At 54.0% G+C, this 16,643-nt stretch carries 16 protein-coding genes; 7 read left to right on the top strand and 9 right to left on the bottom strand.

Annotation, left to right across the window (positions count from 1 at the left end; all coding sequences use genetic code 11):
* The gene (gene acnA, locus ACOTZP_RS00605; RefSeq protein WP_404346986.1) at nt 1–2,676 is read left to right on the top strand and encodes an aconitate hydratase AcnA; all 2,676 of its coding nucleotides are present in this window, start codon (nt 1–3) and stop codon (nt 2,674–2,676) included.
* 37 nt (nt 2,677–2,713) lie between these two features.
* On the opposite strand, the gene ribA is transcribed toward acnA, so the two are convergent.
* On the bottom strand, nt 2,714–3,304 hold the full coding sequence (ribA, locus tag ACOTZP_RS00610) for a GTP cyclohydrolase II (protein ID WP_013096372.1): 591 nt from the start codon (nt 3,302–3,304) through the stop codon (nt 2,714–2,716).
* A gap of 197 nt (nt 3,305–3,501) precedes the next feature.
* Here ribA and pgpB point away from each other — a divergent pair, with 197 nt between their 5' ends.
* The 5 genes from pgpB to yciH all read left to right on the top strand — a co-directional run bounded on the left by pgpB (nt 3,502) and on the right by yciH (nt 7,150).
* Nucleotides 3,502–4,269, top strand: a complete 768-nt coding sequence (gene pgpB, locus ACOTZP_RS00615) for a phosphatidylglycerophosphatase B (protein WP_421633579.1) — start codon at nt 3,502–3,504, stop codon at nt 4,267–4,269.
* Nucleotides 4,270–4,417: 148 nt separating this feature from the next.
* Nucleotides 4,418–4,726: a LapA family protein gene (locus ACOTZP_RS00620; RefSeq protein ID WP_006810839.1), complete on the top strand. Its 309-nt coding sequence runs from the start codon at nt 4,418–4,420 to the stop codon at nt 4,724–4,726.
* Between the two features lie 6 nt (nt 4,727–4,732).
* A complete protein-coding gene (lapB, locus tag ACOTZP_RS00625; RefSeq protein ID WP_271074668.1) occupies nt 4,733–5,902 on the top strand; it encodes a lipopolysaccharide assembly protein LapB in 1,170 nt (389 codons plus the stop codon).
* A gap of 184 nt (nt 5,903–6,086) precedes the next feature.
* Nucleotides 6,087–6,824 carry an orotidine-5'-phosphate decarboxylase gene (gene pyrF / locus ACOTZP_RS00630; protein ID WP_032624129.1) on the top strand — a complete coding sequence of 246 codons (738 nt, stop codon included), beginning with the start codon at nt 6,087–6,089 and terminating at the stop codon, nt 6,822–6,824.
* Nucleotides 6,824–7,150 (top strand): stress response translation initiation inhibitor YciH, encoded by a 327-nt coding sequence (gene yciH, locus ACOTZP_RS00635; RefSeq protein WP_126290900.1) that lies wholly within the window; start codon nt 6,824–6,826, stop codon nt 7,148–7,150. The genes pyrF and yciH overlap by 1 nt, the downstream gene beginning before the upstream one ends.
* A 104-nt stretch (nt 7,151–7,254) precedes the next feature.
* Here the strand turns inward: yciH and osmB are convergent, their stop codons facing one another.
* The 3 genes from osmB to ACOTZP_RS00650 all read right to left on the bottom strand — a co-directional run bounded on the left by osmB (nt 7,255) and on the right by ACOTZP_RS00650 (nt 8,708).
* Nucleotides 7,255–7,473: an osmotically-inducible lipoprotein OsmB gene (osmB, locus tag ACOTZP_RS00640; RefSeq protein WP_003856823.1), complete on the bottom strand. Its 219-nt coding sequence runs from the start codon at nt 7,471–7,473 to the stop codon at nt 7,255–7,257.
* Between the two features lie 262 nt (nt 7,474–7,735).
* Complete coding sequence (locus ACOTZP_RS00645; RefSeq protein WP_022648316.1) at nt 7,736–8,488, bottom strand: DNA-binding transcriptional regulator YciT; 753 nt, start codon at nt 8,486–8,488, stop codon at nt 7,736–7,738.
* Nucleotides 8,489–8,525: 37 nt separating this feature from the next.
* The gene (locus ACOTZP_RS00650; protein ID WP_022648315.1) at nt 8,526–8,708 is read right to left on the bottom strand and encodes a hypothetical protein; all 183 of its coding nucleotides are present in this window, start codon (nt 8,706–8,708) and stop codon (nt 8,526–8,528) included.
* A 191-nt stretch (nt 8,709–8,899) separates the two neighbouring features.
* Here ACOTZP_RS00650 and ACOTZP_RS00655 point away from each other — a divergent pair, with 191 nt between their 5' ends.
* Entirely contained in the window at nt 8,900–9,769 is an 870-nt protein-coding gene (locus ACOTZP_RS00655; protein ID WP_022648314.1) for a crotonase/enoyl-CoA hydratase family protein, read from the top strand.
* Here the strand turns inward: ACOTZP_RS00655 and pdeR are convergent.
* The 5 genes from pdeR to ACOTZP_RS00680 all read right to left on the bottom strand — a co-directional run bounded on the left by pdeR (nt 9,766) and on the right by ACOTZP_RS00680 (nt 16,595).
* Complete coding sequence (pdeR, locus tag ACOTZP_RS00660; protein WP_023300252.1) at nt 9,766–11,754, bottom strand: cyclic di-GMP phosphodiesterase; 1,989 nt, start codon at nt 11,752–11,754, stop codon at nt 9,766–9,768. The two genes, ACOTZP_RS00655 and pdeR, sit on opposite strands and share 4 nt — an antisense overlap.
* 206 nt (nt 11,755–11,960) lie before the next feature.
* Nucleotides 11,961–13,895, bottom strand: coding sequence for an exoribonuclease II (locus tag ACOTZP_RS00665; protein WP_023300251.1), 1,935 nt, complete (start codon nt 13,893–13,895; stop codon nt 11,961–11,963).
* Nucleotides 13,896–13,983: 88 nt separating this feature from the next.
* The gene (locus tag ACOTZP_RS00670) at nt 13,984–14,970 is read right to left on the bottom strand and encodes a CMD domain-containing protein (RefSeq protein ID WP_271074669.1); all 987 of its coding nucleotides are present in this window, start codon (nt 14,968–14,970) and stop codon (nt 13,984–13,986) included.
* Between the two features lie 153 nt (nt 14,971–15,123).
* A complete protein-coding gene (gene fabI, locus ACOTZP_RS00675) occupies nt 15,124–15,912 on the bottom strand; it encodes an enoyl-ACP reductase FabI (protein WP_003856831.1) in 789 nt (262 codons plus the stop codon).
* Nucleotides 15,913–16,193: 281 nt separating this feature from the next.
* A complete protein-coding gene (locus ACOTZP_RS00680; RefSeq protein WP_332976151.1) occupies nt 16,194–16,595 on the bottom strand; it encodes a RidA family protein in 402 nt (133 codons plus the stop codon).
* Nucleotides 16,596–16,643: the final 48 nt, after the last annotated feature.

The raw sequence follows: 16,643 nt of genomic DNA on the forward strand, positions 1-16,643 counted from the left end.
ATGTCGTTAACCCTACGCGAAGCCAGTAAGGACACATTACAGGCGGAAAATAAAACCTGGCGCTACTACAGCTTACCGCTGGCTGCCAGGACGCTTGGGGACATTTCGCGGTTACCCAAGTCGTTGAAAGTACTACTGGAAAACCTCTTGCGCTGGCAAGATGGCGACTCGGTTACCGAGGAGGATATCCAGGCTCTGGCAGGGTGGCTGAAAAATGCTCATGCAGACAAAGAAATTGCCTACCGCCCGGCCAGGGTATTGATGCAGGATTTCACCGGCGTGCCGGCGGTTGTGGACTTGGCCGCCATGCGTGAAGCTGTTAAGCGTCTCGGGGGCGATACGGCTAAGGTGAACCCGCTCTCACCGGTAGACCTCGTCATCGACCACTCCGTCACCGTCGACCACTTCGGCGACGACGATGCTTTCGGTGAAAACGTCCGTCTGGAGATGGAACGTAACCATGAACGCTATGTCTTCCTCAAATGGGGTCAGCAGGCGTTCAGCCGCTTCAGCGTTGTTCCACCAGGCACCGGCATTTGTCACCAGGTCAACCTGGAATATCTCGGCAAAGCCGTCTGGAGTGAATTGCAGGATAAAGAGTGGGTGGCTTACCCGGATACGCTGGTGGGCACCGATTCACACACGACCATGATTAACGGCCTTGGCGTTTTGGGCTGGGGCGTCGGTGGTATTGAAGCGGAAGCGGCCATGCTCGGCCAGCCGGTATCGATGCTCATTCCCGATGTGGTGGGCTTTAAGCTGACCGGTAAATTGTCCGAAGGCATTACCGCCACGGATCTGGTTCTGACGGTCACCCAGATGCTGCGTAAGCATGGCGTGGTGGGTAAATTCGTTGAATTTTATGGTGATGGTCTGGATTCACTGCCGCTGGCGGACCGGGCCACCATCGCCAACATGGCGCCGGAATATGGTGCGACCTGCGGCTTTTTCCCGATTGATAGCGTTACGCTTGAGTATATGCGCCTCAGTGGTCGCAGCGAGGAGCAGGTGGCGCTCGTAGAGGCCTACACCAAAGCGCAGGGCATGTGGCGTAACCCGGGTGACGAGCCGGTATTTACCAGCACGCTGGAACTGGATATGGGCACCGTTGAGGCAAGCCTCGCAGGGCCGAAACGACCGCAGGACCGCGTCGCCCTGAGCAACGTTCCGAAAGCCTTTGCCGCCAGCAATGAGCTGGAGGTTAACGCCGCGCAAAAAGATCACCGTCCTGTGGACTATGTTCTGAACGGGCATCAGTATCAGCTCCCTGACGGCGCCGTGGTAATCGCCGCTATCACTTCCTGTACCAACACGTCCAACCCGAGTGTGTTAATGGCTGCCGGGCTGCTGGCAAAAAAAGCGGTAGAACTGGGACTCAAGCCACAGCCGTGGGTTAAGGCGTCCCTGGCGCCTGGTTCGAAAGTGGTTTCCGATTACCTGGCGCAGGCCAGACTCACGCCGTACCTCGACGAGTTGGGCTTTAATCTGGTGGGTTACGGCTGTACGACCTGCATCGGTAACTCTGGTCCACTGCCTGAGCCTATTGAAGTGGCGATCAAGCAGGGTGATTTGACCGTTGGCGCGGTACTTTCCGGTAACCGAAACTTTGAGGGGCGTATTCATCCGCTGGTGAAAACCAACTGGCTGGCCTCGCCGCCGCTGGTTGTAGCCTATGCTCTGGCCGGAAACATGAACATTAACCTGGCGACCGATCCGATTGGTCACGATCGCAAAAATGAACCTGTCTATCTGAAAGACATTTGGCCATCATCGCGTGAAATTGCGCGCGCGGTAGAGAAAGTTTCCACTGAGATGTTCCGCAAAGAGTATGCGGAAGTGTTCGAAGGTACAGCGGAATGGAAAGCGATCGACGTGGTGGGTTCCGATACCTATGACTGGCAGGATGATTCCACCTATATTCGCCTGTCGCCCTTCTTCGATGAGATGCTGGCGGAGCCAGCACTGCTGAAAGACATTCACGGCGCGCGCATTCTGGCGATGCTGGGCGATTCCGTCACCACTGACCATATCTCACCAGCGGGGAGCATCAAAGCGGACAGTCCGGCAGGTCGGTATCTGCAAAGCCGTGGCGTGGAACGTCGCGATTTTAACTCCTACGGTTCGCGCCGCGGTAACCACGAAGTGATGATGCGCGGGACATTTGCCAACATCCGCATTCGTAATGAAATGGTCCCGGGCGTGGAAGGGGGCATGACGCGCCACCTGCCAGATACAGAGGTCATTTCAATTTATGACGCAGCCATGAAGTATCAGCAGGAGGGTACGCCGCTGGCCGTTATTGCCGGTAAAGAGTACGGCTCTGGTTCCAGTCGCGACTGGGCGGCTAAAGGTCCACGTCTGCTCGGGGTTCGCGTGGTGATTGCCGAATCCTTTGAACGTATCCACCGCTCAAACCTGATCGGGATGGGGATCCTGCCGCTGGAGTTCCCGCAGGGCATAACGCGTAAAACGCTGGGTCTGACCGGGGAAGAGCAGATTGATATCAGCGGTCTGCAAAATCTGCAACCGGGTAAAACCGTTCCGGTGAAGTTAACGCGGGCAGATGGTACAACAGAAGTGCTGGATTGTCGGTGTCGTATTGATACGGCAACAGAGCTAACCTATTACCAGAACGACGGCATTTTACATTATGTGATTCGAAAGATGCTGGACTGATCAAACTCGCCCGGCAGAAGTGCCGGGCGTTTTGCGTTTACTCGCTCAGCAGGTGCCCCATCTTTGCAGCTTTGGTATCGAGGTAGTGCGCGTTTTTCGGATTGCGGCCAACAATCAGCGGCACGCGTTCAACGATATTGATGCCCGCTTCAGTGAGGATCTCCACTTTTTTCGGGTTATTGGTTAACAGACGCACTTCGTCCACGCCCAGCAGCTTGAACATATCTGCGCAGAGGGTGAAATCGCGCTCGTCAGCAGCAAAGCCGAGCTGATGGTTTGCTTCGACGGTATCATAGCCCTGATCCTGCAACGCGTAGGCGCGGATTTTATTCAGCAGACCGATATTGCGTCCTTCCTGGCGGTGATACAGCAGCACGCCACGTCCTTCCTCTGCGATATGAGAAAGAGCGGCTTCGAGCTGGAAACCGCAGTCACAGCGCAGGCTGAAGAGCGCGTCACCGGTCAGACACTCAGAATGAACGCGGGACAGTACCGGCGTCTGCCCCGAAATGTCACCGTATACCAGGGCGACGTGATCTTGTCCGGTTGCCAGTTCTTCAAAACCCACCATCAGGAAATCGCCCCATGGGGTTGGCAGTTTGGCTTCTGCCACACGTTTAAGCTGCATGTGATTCTCCATACCAGGCTGACACGTTTCGTGCCTTTGCCCCATTTTGCTTTCTGTATTGGACTATTTTGCCACAAGCCCGGCTACTTCACCTAATCACCACCACGCTATACGGACGTTAAACGCACGATCCGACATATCCACCAGAAGGTGGAAATTCAGTTATGATTGTGGTGCTTAGTGAAAAAGGAGAGGACATGCTTTCAATTGCCAGACGCACGGCCGCAGGCGCCGCCGTATTGCTTGTTATACCCCTGATCGTTTGGTTCTCCGGCTGGATGTGGAAGCCCGGACAAAACGAGACGTGGCTGAAAGCCTTATACTGGATAACTGAGACGGTCACCCAGCCCTGGGGGATTATTACGCACGTGCTGCTCTGTGCCTGGTTCCTGTGGTGCCTGCGCTTTCGTCTTCGCGCGGCGCTGGTATTATTTGCCATTCTCGGAGGTGCCATTATTGTCGGGCAGGGGGTGAAGTCGTGGGTGAAAGATCGCGTGCAGGAACCCCGTCCCTTTGTTATCTGGCTGGAAAAAACGCACCATATTCCGGTAGATGAGTTCTACACTTTAAAGCGTAAGGATCGCGGGGCGTTGGTGAAAGAACAGCTTGCGGAACAGAAGGATATCCCGACATTTTTACGCAAACACTGGCAAAAAGAGACCGGCTTTGCGTTTCCTTCCGGACATACGATGTTTGCTGCCAGCTGGGCGCTACTCGGCGTGGGGCTGCTTTGGCCACGTCGATGTACCCTCACGATTGCGATTTTGCTGGTCTGGGCGACAGGCGTAATGGGCAGCCGGATGCTGCTGGGGATGCACTGGCCGCGTGATTTGGTGGTGGCTACGCTGATTTCGTGGGTACTGGTTACGCTGGCGACCTGGCTTGCACAACGTTTCTGTGGGCCTCTGACGCCACCGCAGGAAGAGAAGGAAGAAATAGCCGAAAGGGAGTCAGGCGGAACCTGAAGCTTGATATTCCGCATTTTGACCATAAATCCATGAAGGGCGCATTACTTTTTCCGTTTCGCGCCCGCCACTAAAATGGTAGCTTATAAGGCTGATTGCAGTGAGTTGAACACGCTTTATACGCTCGAACCACATAACGGGAAGTCATGTGAAATATTTACTCATTTTCTTACTGGTGTTGGCGATTTTTGTCATTTCAGTCACATTGGGCGCGCAAAACGATCAACAGGTAAGTTTCAACTATCTGCTGGCGCAGGGCGAGTACCGGGTGTCGAGCCTGCTGGCTGTGTTATTCGCAGCGGGTTTTGTCATCGGCTGGCTTGTATGTGGCCTGTTCTGGCTTAAGGTTCGTGTTTCCCTTGTTCGCGCTGAACGTAAAATTAAACGACTTGAACATCAACTTACGCCTGCGACTGACATTCCGGCGAGCTCTGGTGTGCCGGTAGTCAAGGAATAATCGAATATGCTGGAGTTGTTGTTTCTGCTTTTGCCTGTCGCCGCAGCCTATGGCTGGTATATGGGCCGCAGAAGCGCGCAACAAACAAAACAGGATGAAGCAAACCGACTCTCCCGTGACTACGTTGCGGGGGTGAACTTCCTGCTGAGCAATCAGCAGGATAAAGCGGTCGATCTGTTCCTCGACATGCTCAAAGAGGATACCGGCACCGTAGAGGCGCATCTCACCCTGGGAAACCTGTTCCGCTCGCGCGGAGAGGTTGACCGTGCCATCCGTATCCACCAGACCCTGATGGAAAGCGCATCGTTGACCTATGAGCAACGGTTGCTGGCCGTGCAGCAGTTGGGCAGAGATTACATGGCGGCGGGCCTGTACGATCGCGCAGAAGATATGTTCTCTCAGCTGGTGGATGAGACCGATTTCCGTATCGGTGCGCTTCAGCAACTTCTGCAAATCTACCAGGCAACCAGCGACTGGCAAAAAGCGATTGATACCGCCGAACGGCTGGTCAAACTCGGCAAAGACAAACAGCGCGTCGAAATTGCCCATTTTTACTGCGAGCTGGCCCTTCAGCAAATGGGTAGCGATGACATGGATAAGGCCATGGCATTGCTAAAAAAAGGCGCCGCGGCCGATCGCAACAGCGCCCGCATCTCGATAATGATGGGGCGGGTCTTTATGGCGAATGGTGATTACACCAAAGCCGTGGAAAGCCTGCTTCGCGTTATCGATCAGGACAAAGAGCTGGTCAGCGAAACGCTGGAAATGCTGCAAACCTGCTATCAGCAGTTAGGTAAGCAGGATGAGTGGGTTGCATTCCTGCGCCGCTGTGTTGAAGAAAACACCGGTGCCACAGCCGAGCTGATGCTGTCGGATGTCGTCGAAGAGCACGAAGGGAGTGATACCGCCCAGGTATACATTACCCGTCAGTTGCAGCGCCATCCGACGATGCGCGTCTTCCACAAGCTGATGGATTATCATCTTAACGATGCAGAAGAAGGGCGCGCTAAAGAGAGCCTGATGGTGCTGCGAGACATGGTCGGTGAACAGGTGCGGAGCAAGCCGCGCTATCGCTGCCAGAAATGCGGCTTCACCGCCTATTCGCTCTACTGGCATTGCCCTTCCTGCCGGGCCTGGTCCACCATCAAGCCAATTCGTGGTCTGGACGGGCAGTGATTTTTTAAAACACTCCATTTTAGTTACAACATACTAAAGAGTGCATTATTTCTTTCAGCACCGTGCGGTCTGTGGTTCAACAGGAAAAGCATTCGATTCTGTTCATTTACCCCGAGGGCAGGTAGAATGCACGCCGTTTATCTGTTCCGCGCCGCTGCGCGCCCATAGACGAAAAGGGCTGGTCATGACGTCTGTTACTTCCTCCACTTCCCGCGTAGTTACCGATTCTCCTGTAGTTGTTGCTCTGGATTACAATAACCGTGACGCCGCACTGGCCTTTGTTGATGGTATTGATCCCCGGGATTGCCGTCTTAAAGTAGGCAAAGAGATGTTTACGCTGTTCGGTCCGCAAATCGTCCGCGATCTGCACCAGCGTGGTTTCGACGTTTTCCTCGACCTGAAATTCCACGATATTCCGAATACCACTGCCCACGCCGTTGCTGCGGCGGCTGAACTGGGTGTGTGGATGGTTAACGTTCATGCCTCCGGTGGGGCACGTATGATGACGGCTGCGCGCGAAGCGCTGGTGCCGTTTGGCAATGACGCTCCGCTTCTTATCGCCGTCACCGTGCTGACCAGTATGGATGAATCTGACCTTCGTGACCTGGGTGTGACGTTGTCACCTGCCGAACATGCGGAGCGTCTGGCGCGCCTCACGCAACAGTGTGGGCTTGATGGCGTGGTCTGTTCAGCTCAGGAGGCGGTTCGCTTCAAATCTGAGTTAGGCCGCGAATTTAAACTGGTGACGCCCGGTATCCGTCCGGCAGGCAGCGAGTCAGGGGATCAGCGACGCATCATGACGCCAGAGCAGGCGCTGAGCGCGGGGGTAGACTATATGGTAATTGGTCGCCCGGTGACGCAATCCGCTTATCCGGCAGAGACTCTGAAAGCGATTAATGCATCACTGAAAAAGGGGGCATAATGCGTGATGCCAACACTCGTCTGGTCTATTCAACAGATACCGGGCGTATTGAAGAGCCAAAAGAGAAAGTTGAACGTCCGAAAGGCGATGGAATCGTGCGTATTCAGCGCCAGACCAGTGGCAGAAAAGGGAAAGGCGTTTGCCTTATCACCGGCATTGATCTGGATGATGCAGAGCTGGTAAAGCTCGCCGCTGAGCTTAAAAAGAAGTGCGGATGCGGTGGGGCAGTAAAAGACGGCATAATTGAGATTCAGGGCGATAAGCGGGATTTAATTAAAACGCTCCTGGAAGCCAAAGGTATGAAAGTCAAACTGGCGGGCGGTTAAAATAAATGAGCCACGGACATTGCCGTGGCTCTTTTTTTTACGTGCGTAAGTCAGACCTGAAAATACAAAATATATTATTATACCGGTGAGAGCCGTTATGGTGATTATTTGCCCACCTGGTGACCGATAATACCACCTACGGCAGCACCACCTAATGTACCCAGCGTACTACCATCCGTTAATACTGCACCACCAAGCGCACCAGCACCGGCACCAATCGCGGTGTTACGGTCACGTTTAGACCAGTTAGAGCAAGCGCTCAGAGACATTGCTACAGTGATTGCCAGAACAGCGGCGGCTAATTTTTTGCTGGTAAAGGTCATAATACTTTCTCCTGAATTATCGATTCACGGAAAGGAATGCACTTTAAGTATAGACAATATCCATACTTAAATTCTGTTCCCGTGAAAGCTGGTCGCGCAGGCGTTACATCATCACGCAGGTGATAGTCACTTCCTGTTATATCGCTAATATTAATTTTACGTGTTTAGAACAGTTTCAACAGGTAAAAACTCTTAAAGGAAGGGTCGGAATACTCTCAGAGAAAGGTTTAAGTGCGCCCATTATTCGGGCGCAGCAGGATAATCAGGCCGTTTTTTTCACAATATCGACAGTCAGGCCGTCTTGTTCTAATTGCTGGCGATATTCATCGCGTAAACGCTCATCCGTGATCACACGGCTGAAGCGCGAAGCCGGACCCATCGTATAAGGGTGTACGGCGCCAAACTTAGAGCTATCGGTCAGCACAATCGCTTCACACTCTTTGGCGAGTACGGCGTTCACCACGTCTGAACGCATCATGTCGCGACCGGTAAAGCCGGTGTCGGGCTGCCAGCCGTCAATGCCAATGAATGCCTTACTGAAGTGAACCTGCTGAACATATTGACGCGTTAATGGCCCCACCATGCTTTCGCTTTTCTTCTGGTAAATGCCGCCCAGCAGAATGACCTCGCAGCGAGTTTCCTTCAACAGATGGGCGATATAGCTGCTTACGGTAATGATGGTAACGTCTTTTTGATCGGCAAGCGTGCGCGCCAGAAGGGCGTTACTGCTGCCATTTTCAATAAAGACGGTCTCACCGTTATTCACTAAGGATGCAGCAAACTCCGCCAGTTCCCGCTTGAGCGCAAAATTGTTCATCATGCGGGTTTCAACGTCGTCGCTGTCCAGTGGAACGGCATATCCGTGCGCACGCCGCAGGTAGCTCTGTTTTTCCAGAAGATTCAGATCCTGACGAATGGTGACTTCAGAAACGCCGGTAGCTTTAGCGAGATCGACTACGCTTACGCGTCCCTGATCGATCACCATCTGCAAAATGATTTGTTGTCGGGAATTCATAGCATCCATTTAAAAGGCAAGGGCGAAAACGACGTGGTTACACTTCCCACGGGGCTTTTGGTTGAGTGGATTCTGATGCGTTATCAGTGCCGTTCTCAGCCAGCAGTTCAGACTTGAGAATCTCAAGATTACGGATAGCAGAGTGATAATCGCCCGCGACAAGAATATCCAGCACAGTATCAATACGCTGTGCCACGGCTGTTGCATCAATGTTAGACATAAGCTCACCCTGAAGCGAAAAGTTAATATTATCAATGATGCAGAAAATTGATTCAAAAGAGAAGGTAAAAAATGCAATAACCAAAGTTCATAAATGAAAGTGACAAATTTAACCCCCGTGTGCTGCGGGTTGTAGGGGTGGATTAGTCTAAAACTGCGCGCAACGCGCTTTTTTATAAGAGGAATTCGACTATGACAGTTATCAACCAGACAACCTGCACATTGTTTACTGATGCTGAACGATTCACTCAACTGGCGGCTTATTATGAGGCCGAACGGCGCACGGTGTGGATGATGTTACGTGCCACGCCACGGCCTTGCTTCAATCATGCGCTGATCGAGGAGATCATGAATCTCTCCTGGCTGGTTCGCCAGTCCGGATATGTCGTTGATTTTTGGGTCACCGGATCGCTGGTCCCTGACATCTACAATACCGGCGGTGATTTACAATTCTTCGTTGAGTGCATCAAAAACAACCGACGCGAAGCGTTACGCGCCTATGCCCGGGCCTGTGTGGACTGCGTTCATGCCGCCTCACGAGGGTTCGATACCGGTGCTGTCACGCTGGCGATGGTGGAAGGAAGCGCGTTAGGGGGCGGGTTTGAAGCCGCGCTCGCGCATCATTTCATTCTGGCCCAGCGCGATGCCCGATTAGGCTTTCCGGAAATCGCGTTCAATCTGTTCCCGGGCATGGGCGGTTATTCACTGGTGGCGCGTCGTGCCGGCATGAAAATGGCAGAGGCGCTGATCTATAAAGGTGAGTCGCATACGGCGGAATGGTATGAACAGCACGGTCTTGTGGATCTCTTATTCGAGCCGTTACAGAGCTATGTTTCGGTACGGACGTTTATTGACACGCTACAGCCGAAGCTGAACGGCGTAAGGGCCATGCTGCGCGCGCGTACGCGTGTTCTGCCACTTCCGCGAAGCGAGTTGATGGACATTACAGAGGATTGGGTGGATGCCGCCTTCTGCCTTGAACCGAAGGATATCGCCTACATGGAGCGGCTGGTTATGCTGCAAAATCGCCATCAGGCGACGGGCTTACGCAAAGCCAGCTAACGGACATTCCTGGCCTGATAGCGCTTTAGCCATCGCTCGAATGCGGCTGCGGGCATGGGCTTAGCAAAAAGAAAACCCTGCCGTTCGTTGACGCCATTCTTCGTCAGAAAGGCGTCTTCTTTTGCACTCTCCACCCCTTCAGCAATGACCTGCAGATTCAACGCCTGTGCCACGGCGACTATCGCGCGCACCAGCGACTGTGAAATGGACTGCTTATGGATATCCCGGACGAAAGACTGGTCAAGCTTAATGGCATCGATAGGAAAGCGCGCCAGTTGCGACAGGGAAGAGTACCCCGTACCAAAGTCATCAAGGTGAATTTGCGCCCCCAGGCGGCTAAATTGCTGGATCACTGACAGGGCCAGCTCTTCATTTTCGATGAGACAGCTTTCGGTCAATTCCACGTCAATCGGGCAGTATTCAAAATTCAGGTCTTTCAGCGCCTGCTTCAGGTCACTGAAGATGGTCTGGTCCGCCAACTGACGGGCGGAAACGTTGACCGCGACGCGCAGGTTGATCCCTTTGTCGCGCCATTTTGCCACCTGGCGCACCACATCGAGCATAACCCAGCGGCCAAGGGGCACTATCAGCCCTGACTCTTCCGCATAGGAGATAAATTCCATCGGCGGGATCAGGCCACGCTCTGGTGACTGCCAGCGCACCAGCGCCTCCAGACTTCTGACTTCGCCGCGCCAGGTCATTTTTGGCTGGTAGTGAATTAACAGCTGATCGTTATCCAGCGCTTTACGCAGGTTGGTATCCAGCCACAGATATTCAAATACGCGCTGGTTCATCTCTGGCGAGAAGACGCAGAATTTACCCCGGCCATTTTCCTTGGCGGTGTACATGGCGGTGTCGGCATTGCGAATAACGCTTTCCCGATCGTTACCGTGCTGGGGCGCAAGCGCGATACCAAGCGAGCAGCCGGTGTAAACCTCAATCAGCCCGATGCGGAAAGGCTGCCGCAGTCGGGTCAGAATGCGCGACGCCATAGCTTCCAGCGCGCCCTGCGAGGTATCGGTGGCCATCACGATAAACTCATCCCCACCCAGGCGCGCCAGGGTTTGTCCGTCGTCCAGGCAACTCAGGATCGCCAGCGCAACGGCCTGTAGCAGCTGGTCGCCAAACATATGCCCATAGGCATCGTTCACTTTTTTAAAGTTATCCAGATCGAGATAAACCACGCCCACCTGCGTTTCACCCCGGGAGGTGATGGCGTCGGAGATCAGCTCATGGATGGCATTTCGGTTAGGCAAACCGGTAATCGTATCCGTATTGGCGAGAACGCGCAGGCGCTCCTGGGCCCGACGCTCTTCCGTGATGTCGGTACCTGAACAGATGAGGAAAATTTCATTTTTCCCGCTGCCGCTGTGAACGAATTTATTTCTGAAGAGAAACAGGCGTTGCCCCTTGCGGGTCTTGATCCAGCGTTCGACTTCGTAGGAGCTGCCGTTACGAAAAAAACCGGTGATGTTGCGTTTTGAGGCCGCGGCTTCGCTGCGGCTCATGAACAGTTTAAACACGTTTTGCCCGATGACTTCCTGTTCCTTCAGGCCCGTATATTCTTCACTTAAACGGTTGAAGCGCTGAATATTCCCGTTCTGGTCGAGGATGACAATTACGGAGTTAGCTTCGGACACCACCTGTTCGGCGAAGGAGAGTCCCTGCGCCAGATCGCGCGCCACGGAAGGCGTGTCGTTCCATGCTGATGCCGTTCCCGCCCACTCATTTTTGTTAATTTTACGACCGACAAGATGGACGGGAACGTCCAAACCATACAAGGGAAGGGTCATGGCAATGCTGGCGGTGATAACGGTGAGCTGGCGAATCAGAGCAGCCTGTTCATCGTCCAGCGCAACCACCTGAACGATGTCAGCGCTTTCACTGGCAGCAAGATGCAGAGCATTGCTGTCTGCTGTTAGTCGCCACCAGGGGCTATGCGTACCCATGTAACGAAACAGCAAATTCTGCTCCAGATCGTCCATCCCGTTTTCTCCCGCGGCTGCTGAGTAGCGCACAAATTATTCATTTGCAGTCGACTATGACGGCTCTTTTTACTGTAGATAATTCTGGCGAAATGTGGCGGTGGGAAACAGAAAAGTGTGAGAAAAAACGATGATTTTGCGAGAGATAATACTGGGGAGAACTCCCGGCCATCCCTGAACGGAACGGCCGGGAGTCTACGCGGTTATCAGGCGACAGGGCGCGCGATAATGCTGCGGGTTTCCATGCGGACTTCAGCGATGTTTACATCAATCACGTCAGTGACTTTGTAAACCGTTTCGCCTTTAATTTGCACGGTCCCGTTTTCCTGGCTACAAACCAGTTCGTCGCGAACGGCATGCAGGAACGGGGCAGGAATAAAGGCAACGGCGCCATTATCCACCAGACGCACGCGCATACCGCCGCGGCTGATGTCAATGATTTCAGCCGGGAAACGGGTGTCAGTCCCTGCCTTATCATTCAGGAAACGCGCGTACAACCAGTCGCCTACATCACGCTCCGCCATACGGTTCAGACGGCGACGCTCTGCCATCTGCAACGTAGTCTCATCCTGTGGCCGGGCAACAGATTCCCCTTTGATGATCGCTTTCAGCAGACGATGGTTAACCATGTCGCCGTACTTACGGATCGGGGAGGTCCAGGTGGCGTAAGCCTCAAGACCGAGACCGAAGTGCGGGCCTGGCTCGGTGCTGATTTCCGCAAAGGACTGGAAGCGGCGAATGCGGCTGTCAAGGAAACCTGACGGCTGTGCGTCCAGCTCGCGGCGCAGCTTGCAGAAGCCTGGCAGGGTCAGCACCTCTTCCGGATCGACGTGGACGTCATGGGTTTTGAGCAGGGCGGCCAGCGCTTCGGTGTTAGCCGGGTCAAAGCCGGTGTGCACGTTGTAAATGCCAAAGCCTAACTTGTCGCGCAGCACGCGTGCGGCGCAAATGTTGGCGGAGATCATCGCTTCTTCAACGATACGGTTGGCAATACGGCGTGGCTCGGCGACGATGTTGAGCACTTCGCCTTTTTCCCCCAGCACAAAGCGGTAGTCCGGGCGGTCCTTAAATACCAGGGCGTGGGTCTGGCGCCACTCACTGCGGCTCTGGCAGACGCGATGCAGCAGACGAATTTGCGCAGCGATATTATCGGATTCAGGCTTCCAGCTGCCGGTATTTTCCAGCCAGTCGGACACGTTGTCATAAGCCAGTTTAGCTTTGGATTCGATGGTGGCGGCGAAGAATTCGATATCTTCTTCAATGGTACCGTCAGCCGCGATGGTCATGCGGCAGGCCAGTACCGGACGCACTTCATGGGGACGCAGGGAGCAGAGATCGTCGGAAAGCTCGCGAGGCAGCATCGGGATGTTGAAGCCCGGCAGGTAGTTGGTGAACGAACGCACTTTGGCCATTTCGTCCAGCTTGCTGCCTTCGACAATCCATGCGGTAGGGTCGGCGATGGCGACGGTCAGATGCATTTTGCCATCCGCTGCCTCTTCGGCATACAGCGCATCGTCCATATCCTCGGTGCTGGCGCTGTCGATGGTGACAAAGTCCAGCGCTGTCAGATCGCGACGCTCAAGACCTTCGTCCTGCATTTTGGTCGCTACGCCATCCGGCGCTTCTTTTTCGAGGTTGTGGCGCGCCAGCGTCACCCACCATGGGACGAAATGGTCGTCGCCAAAGGTGATGAACTGGGTCAGCTCGGCGTAGAAACCGCGATCGCCTTTTAAAGGATGACGGCGCATTTCGGCAACCGCCCAGTCACCCTCGACAAAGTCATGCTCAACGCCACGCGCGGCGCGGCAAGGGATGGCATCTTTCAGGAGAGGATGATCCGGTACGATAGAAAGACGATCATCTTTTTTATGCACTTTCCCGACAAAGCGGGTCAGGAAAGGTTCGATCAGTGCTTCCGGCTCGGCAGACTCTCGTTCCTTTTCGGTATGAATAACGGCCGAAATGCGGTCGCCATGCATCACTTTCTTCATCTGAGGAGGCGGAATGAAGTAGCTCTTCTGTCCGTCAACTTCAAGAAAGCCAAAGCCCTTTTCCGTGGCTTTTACGACCCCTTCTGCACGGGGCGTCTGGGAATGTAGTTGCTGTTTAAGCTGCGCTAGCAGCGGGTTGTCCTGAAACATAATGTTCTATTTTCGTAGCCATTGAGCGGCTGACAGTTTTACGCGATTCTCACTGCTACAGCAAGCGCTCTTTAGGTAAAGCGTGTGGTTATTCCTCTTTGCCAAGCGCCACGCGAAGACGGTCCAGCCAGCCATTAAAAGCGCCGTGGGTTAACAGGTTAATTGCCTTGCCCGGCGGGATACCGGCCTCCGTGAGAGGCGTTAACTGGGCGGCGCTAAAACGATCGGGAGACGTAAGCAGCAGCGCATGGGCGGCTGAGAGCGATGCAGATGGCTGGGCTTCGCTTTGTGGGTGGTTAACCAGTATCTCGCCCATCAGATTCAGCAGCATCGGCTCATGGCAGAGAACCGGCGTGAGCGCTGAAAGCGCAGGTTCGGCCTGCCAGCGTGAGAGCGCCTCAAGTTGAACCGCACTGGCATATTTTAGTTCGACTACGGGCTGGGTGGCTGTCCATCGGGTAAAGCTCAGCGGTAGTGTATGGGGCTGAATGTGGTGTCCCGGTAGCCAGCGTACCGGATGGCCAAGCAGCGCCTGAAACACTGCAACCGCCCGCGCCTGAAAACCAGTAAAGCCGATGATCTGGTTGATAAGCACAATGTCATACGTTGTCAGTCCCACCTCATCAAGCTGAGTTTGCGCTTTATCGTCAATGACGTCCGGAGAGCTCGCCAGCTGGCGGGCATACTGAGTGATTTCTGCAAGGCGTCGATTGCTTTCCCGGGAAGAGTCGGGGCCCGGAAGGGGGGCGAGGAGCGCCGCGTAGTGGTTACAGAGCCGCTGGACGCCACACGCCTGGGAAACCGTCAACGCCGTGCTCAGTCTGTCGTAGGCGCTAAGCGTGTGCAGACGGTTTACGGGAGTATCGAGCGGGAATAAGAGGCGGCACAAGGTTCGGGCTGGCGTAAGCCACCCACAACAGCTTGCGGCAATGTCGTCAGGCAGGGCTAAATCGAGCAAAAAACGATCGTCGACGTTAGCGGCTTCAGGCACCAGCGGCAGAACGTCCGTCTGCGAATGATTCGACTGGGTTTCGTGATACCAGTGGCCTTTGCCGGAAAAACGGCGTTGTTCCATGGGCGTTCCTTGATCTCAAAATGGCGATCAATATCCTGGCGTAAGGCGGATGAGGGGAAAAATATTGTTAGGTGATAACAAATAGCAGAACGGAATAACGAAGTGCGGGGAGGGGAGAAAACTCTCTTCCCAGGCGGGAAGAGAGTAACAGACTTATTTGATTTCCAGCTCATTCATGGCAGCGATGTTGAAGCCGCCGTCCACGTGAACCACTTCGCCGGAGATACCCGCGGAAAGGTCAGAGCACAGGAATGCCGCAGAGTTACCCACATCTTCGATGGTAACGGTACGACGAATCGGGGTAACCGCTTCGCAATGTGCCAGCATTTTACGGAAATCTTTGATACCGGAAGCGGCCAGAGTACGGATTGGACCCGCAGAAATTGCGTTAACACGCACGCCTTCAGGACCCATTGCGTTCGCCATATAGCGCACGTTGGCTTCCAGAGACGCTTTCGCCAGACCCATAACGTTGTAGTTAGGGATAGCGCGTTCTGCGCCCAGGTAGGACAGGGTCAGCAGGGCTGCGCCCGGGTTCAGCATCGCGCGGCAGGATTTTGCCATCGCAACGAAGCTGTAGGAGCTGATGTCATGAGCGATTTTGAAGCCATCACGGGTAACCGCGTTCACGTAGTCGCCGTCCAGCTGATCGCCCGGAGCGAAGCCGATGGAGTGAACGAAACCGTCGAATTTCGGCCATGCTTTTGCCAGTTCAGCAAACATGCCATCAATGCTTTCGTCTTGTGCAACGTCACATTCCAGAACAATGCTGGAACCCAGCTGCGCGGCAAATTCTTCAACACGGCCTTTCAGCTTGTCGTTCTGGTAGGTGAACGCCAGCTCAGCGCCTTCGCGATGCATAGCCTGTGCGATGCCGTATGCGATGGACAGTTTGCTGGCAACGCCAGTTACCAGAATGCGCTTACCGGAAAGAAAACCCATAGCTTTAATCCTTATATTCATTGCTTATTTTGCCTTGTAATTCATAGCGTTACAGGCAGTATTTCAAAATCATTCGAAATTAGCTCGAAATTATAGCCCACTCACAGCCCCTTGTGTCACGATATTTCTCGCTCACGTGCCGTCACTGCGCGCACGAAAGACGTTGAACTGACTCTTTATCAGGCTATTTCGTGTGTATTCCAGCAGTATATCACCAGGTGCTGGGTTCGCCTCATCCAACCAGAGGTTGGCCAGAAGCTTCACGCTAAGACGGCCGGATATTAATTCGCTGGCGAGGGGATTCGGGCAATAACCTTAATTTCAAAATCAAATCCGGCCAGCCAGTTAACGCCGATAGCCGTCCAGTTTGGGTAAGGTGGCTGTGGAAACACCAGTTTTTTCACCTCCATGATGACGGGGAACTGGTTTTCTGGATCGGTATGAAACGTCGTGACATCAATCAGATCGTCAAAAGTGCATCCTGCGGCGGCCAAAGTCGCCTGTAAATTATCGAATGCCAACTGCACCTGAGCGGCGAAATCAGGCTCAGGCGTGCCATCGCTGCGGCTGCCGACCTGGCCGGAAACAAATAACAGATCGCCAGAGCGAGTGGCAGCCGAATAGCCATGTTCCTCATAAAGGGCATGTCGATTGACAGGGAAGACAGGATTACGTGGATGCATGGCATTTCCTTATTCTGTCAGAGGCGTTGTTGTGGTTACTTAGGAGAA

It is taken from the genome of Enterobacter cloacae complex sp. SYL001 (genome assembly GCF_049237025.1).
Taxonomy (GTDB): domain Bacteria; phylum Pseudomonadota; class Gammaproteobacteria; order Enterobacterales; family Enterobacteriaceae; genus Enterobacter; species Enterobacter intestinihominis.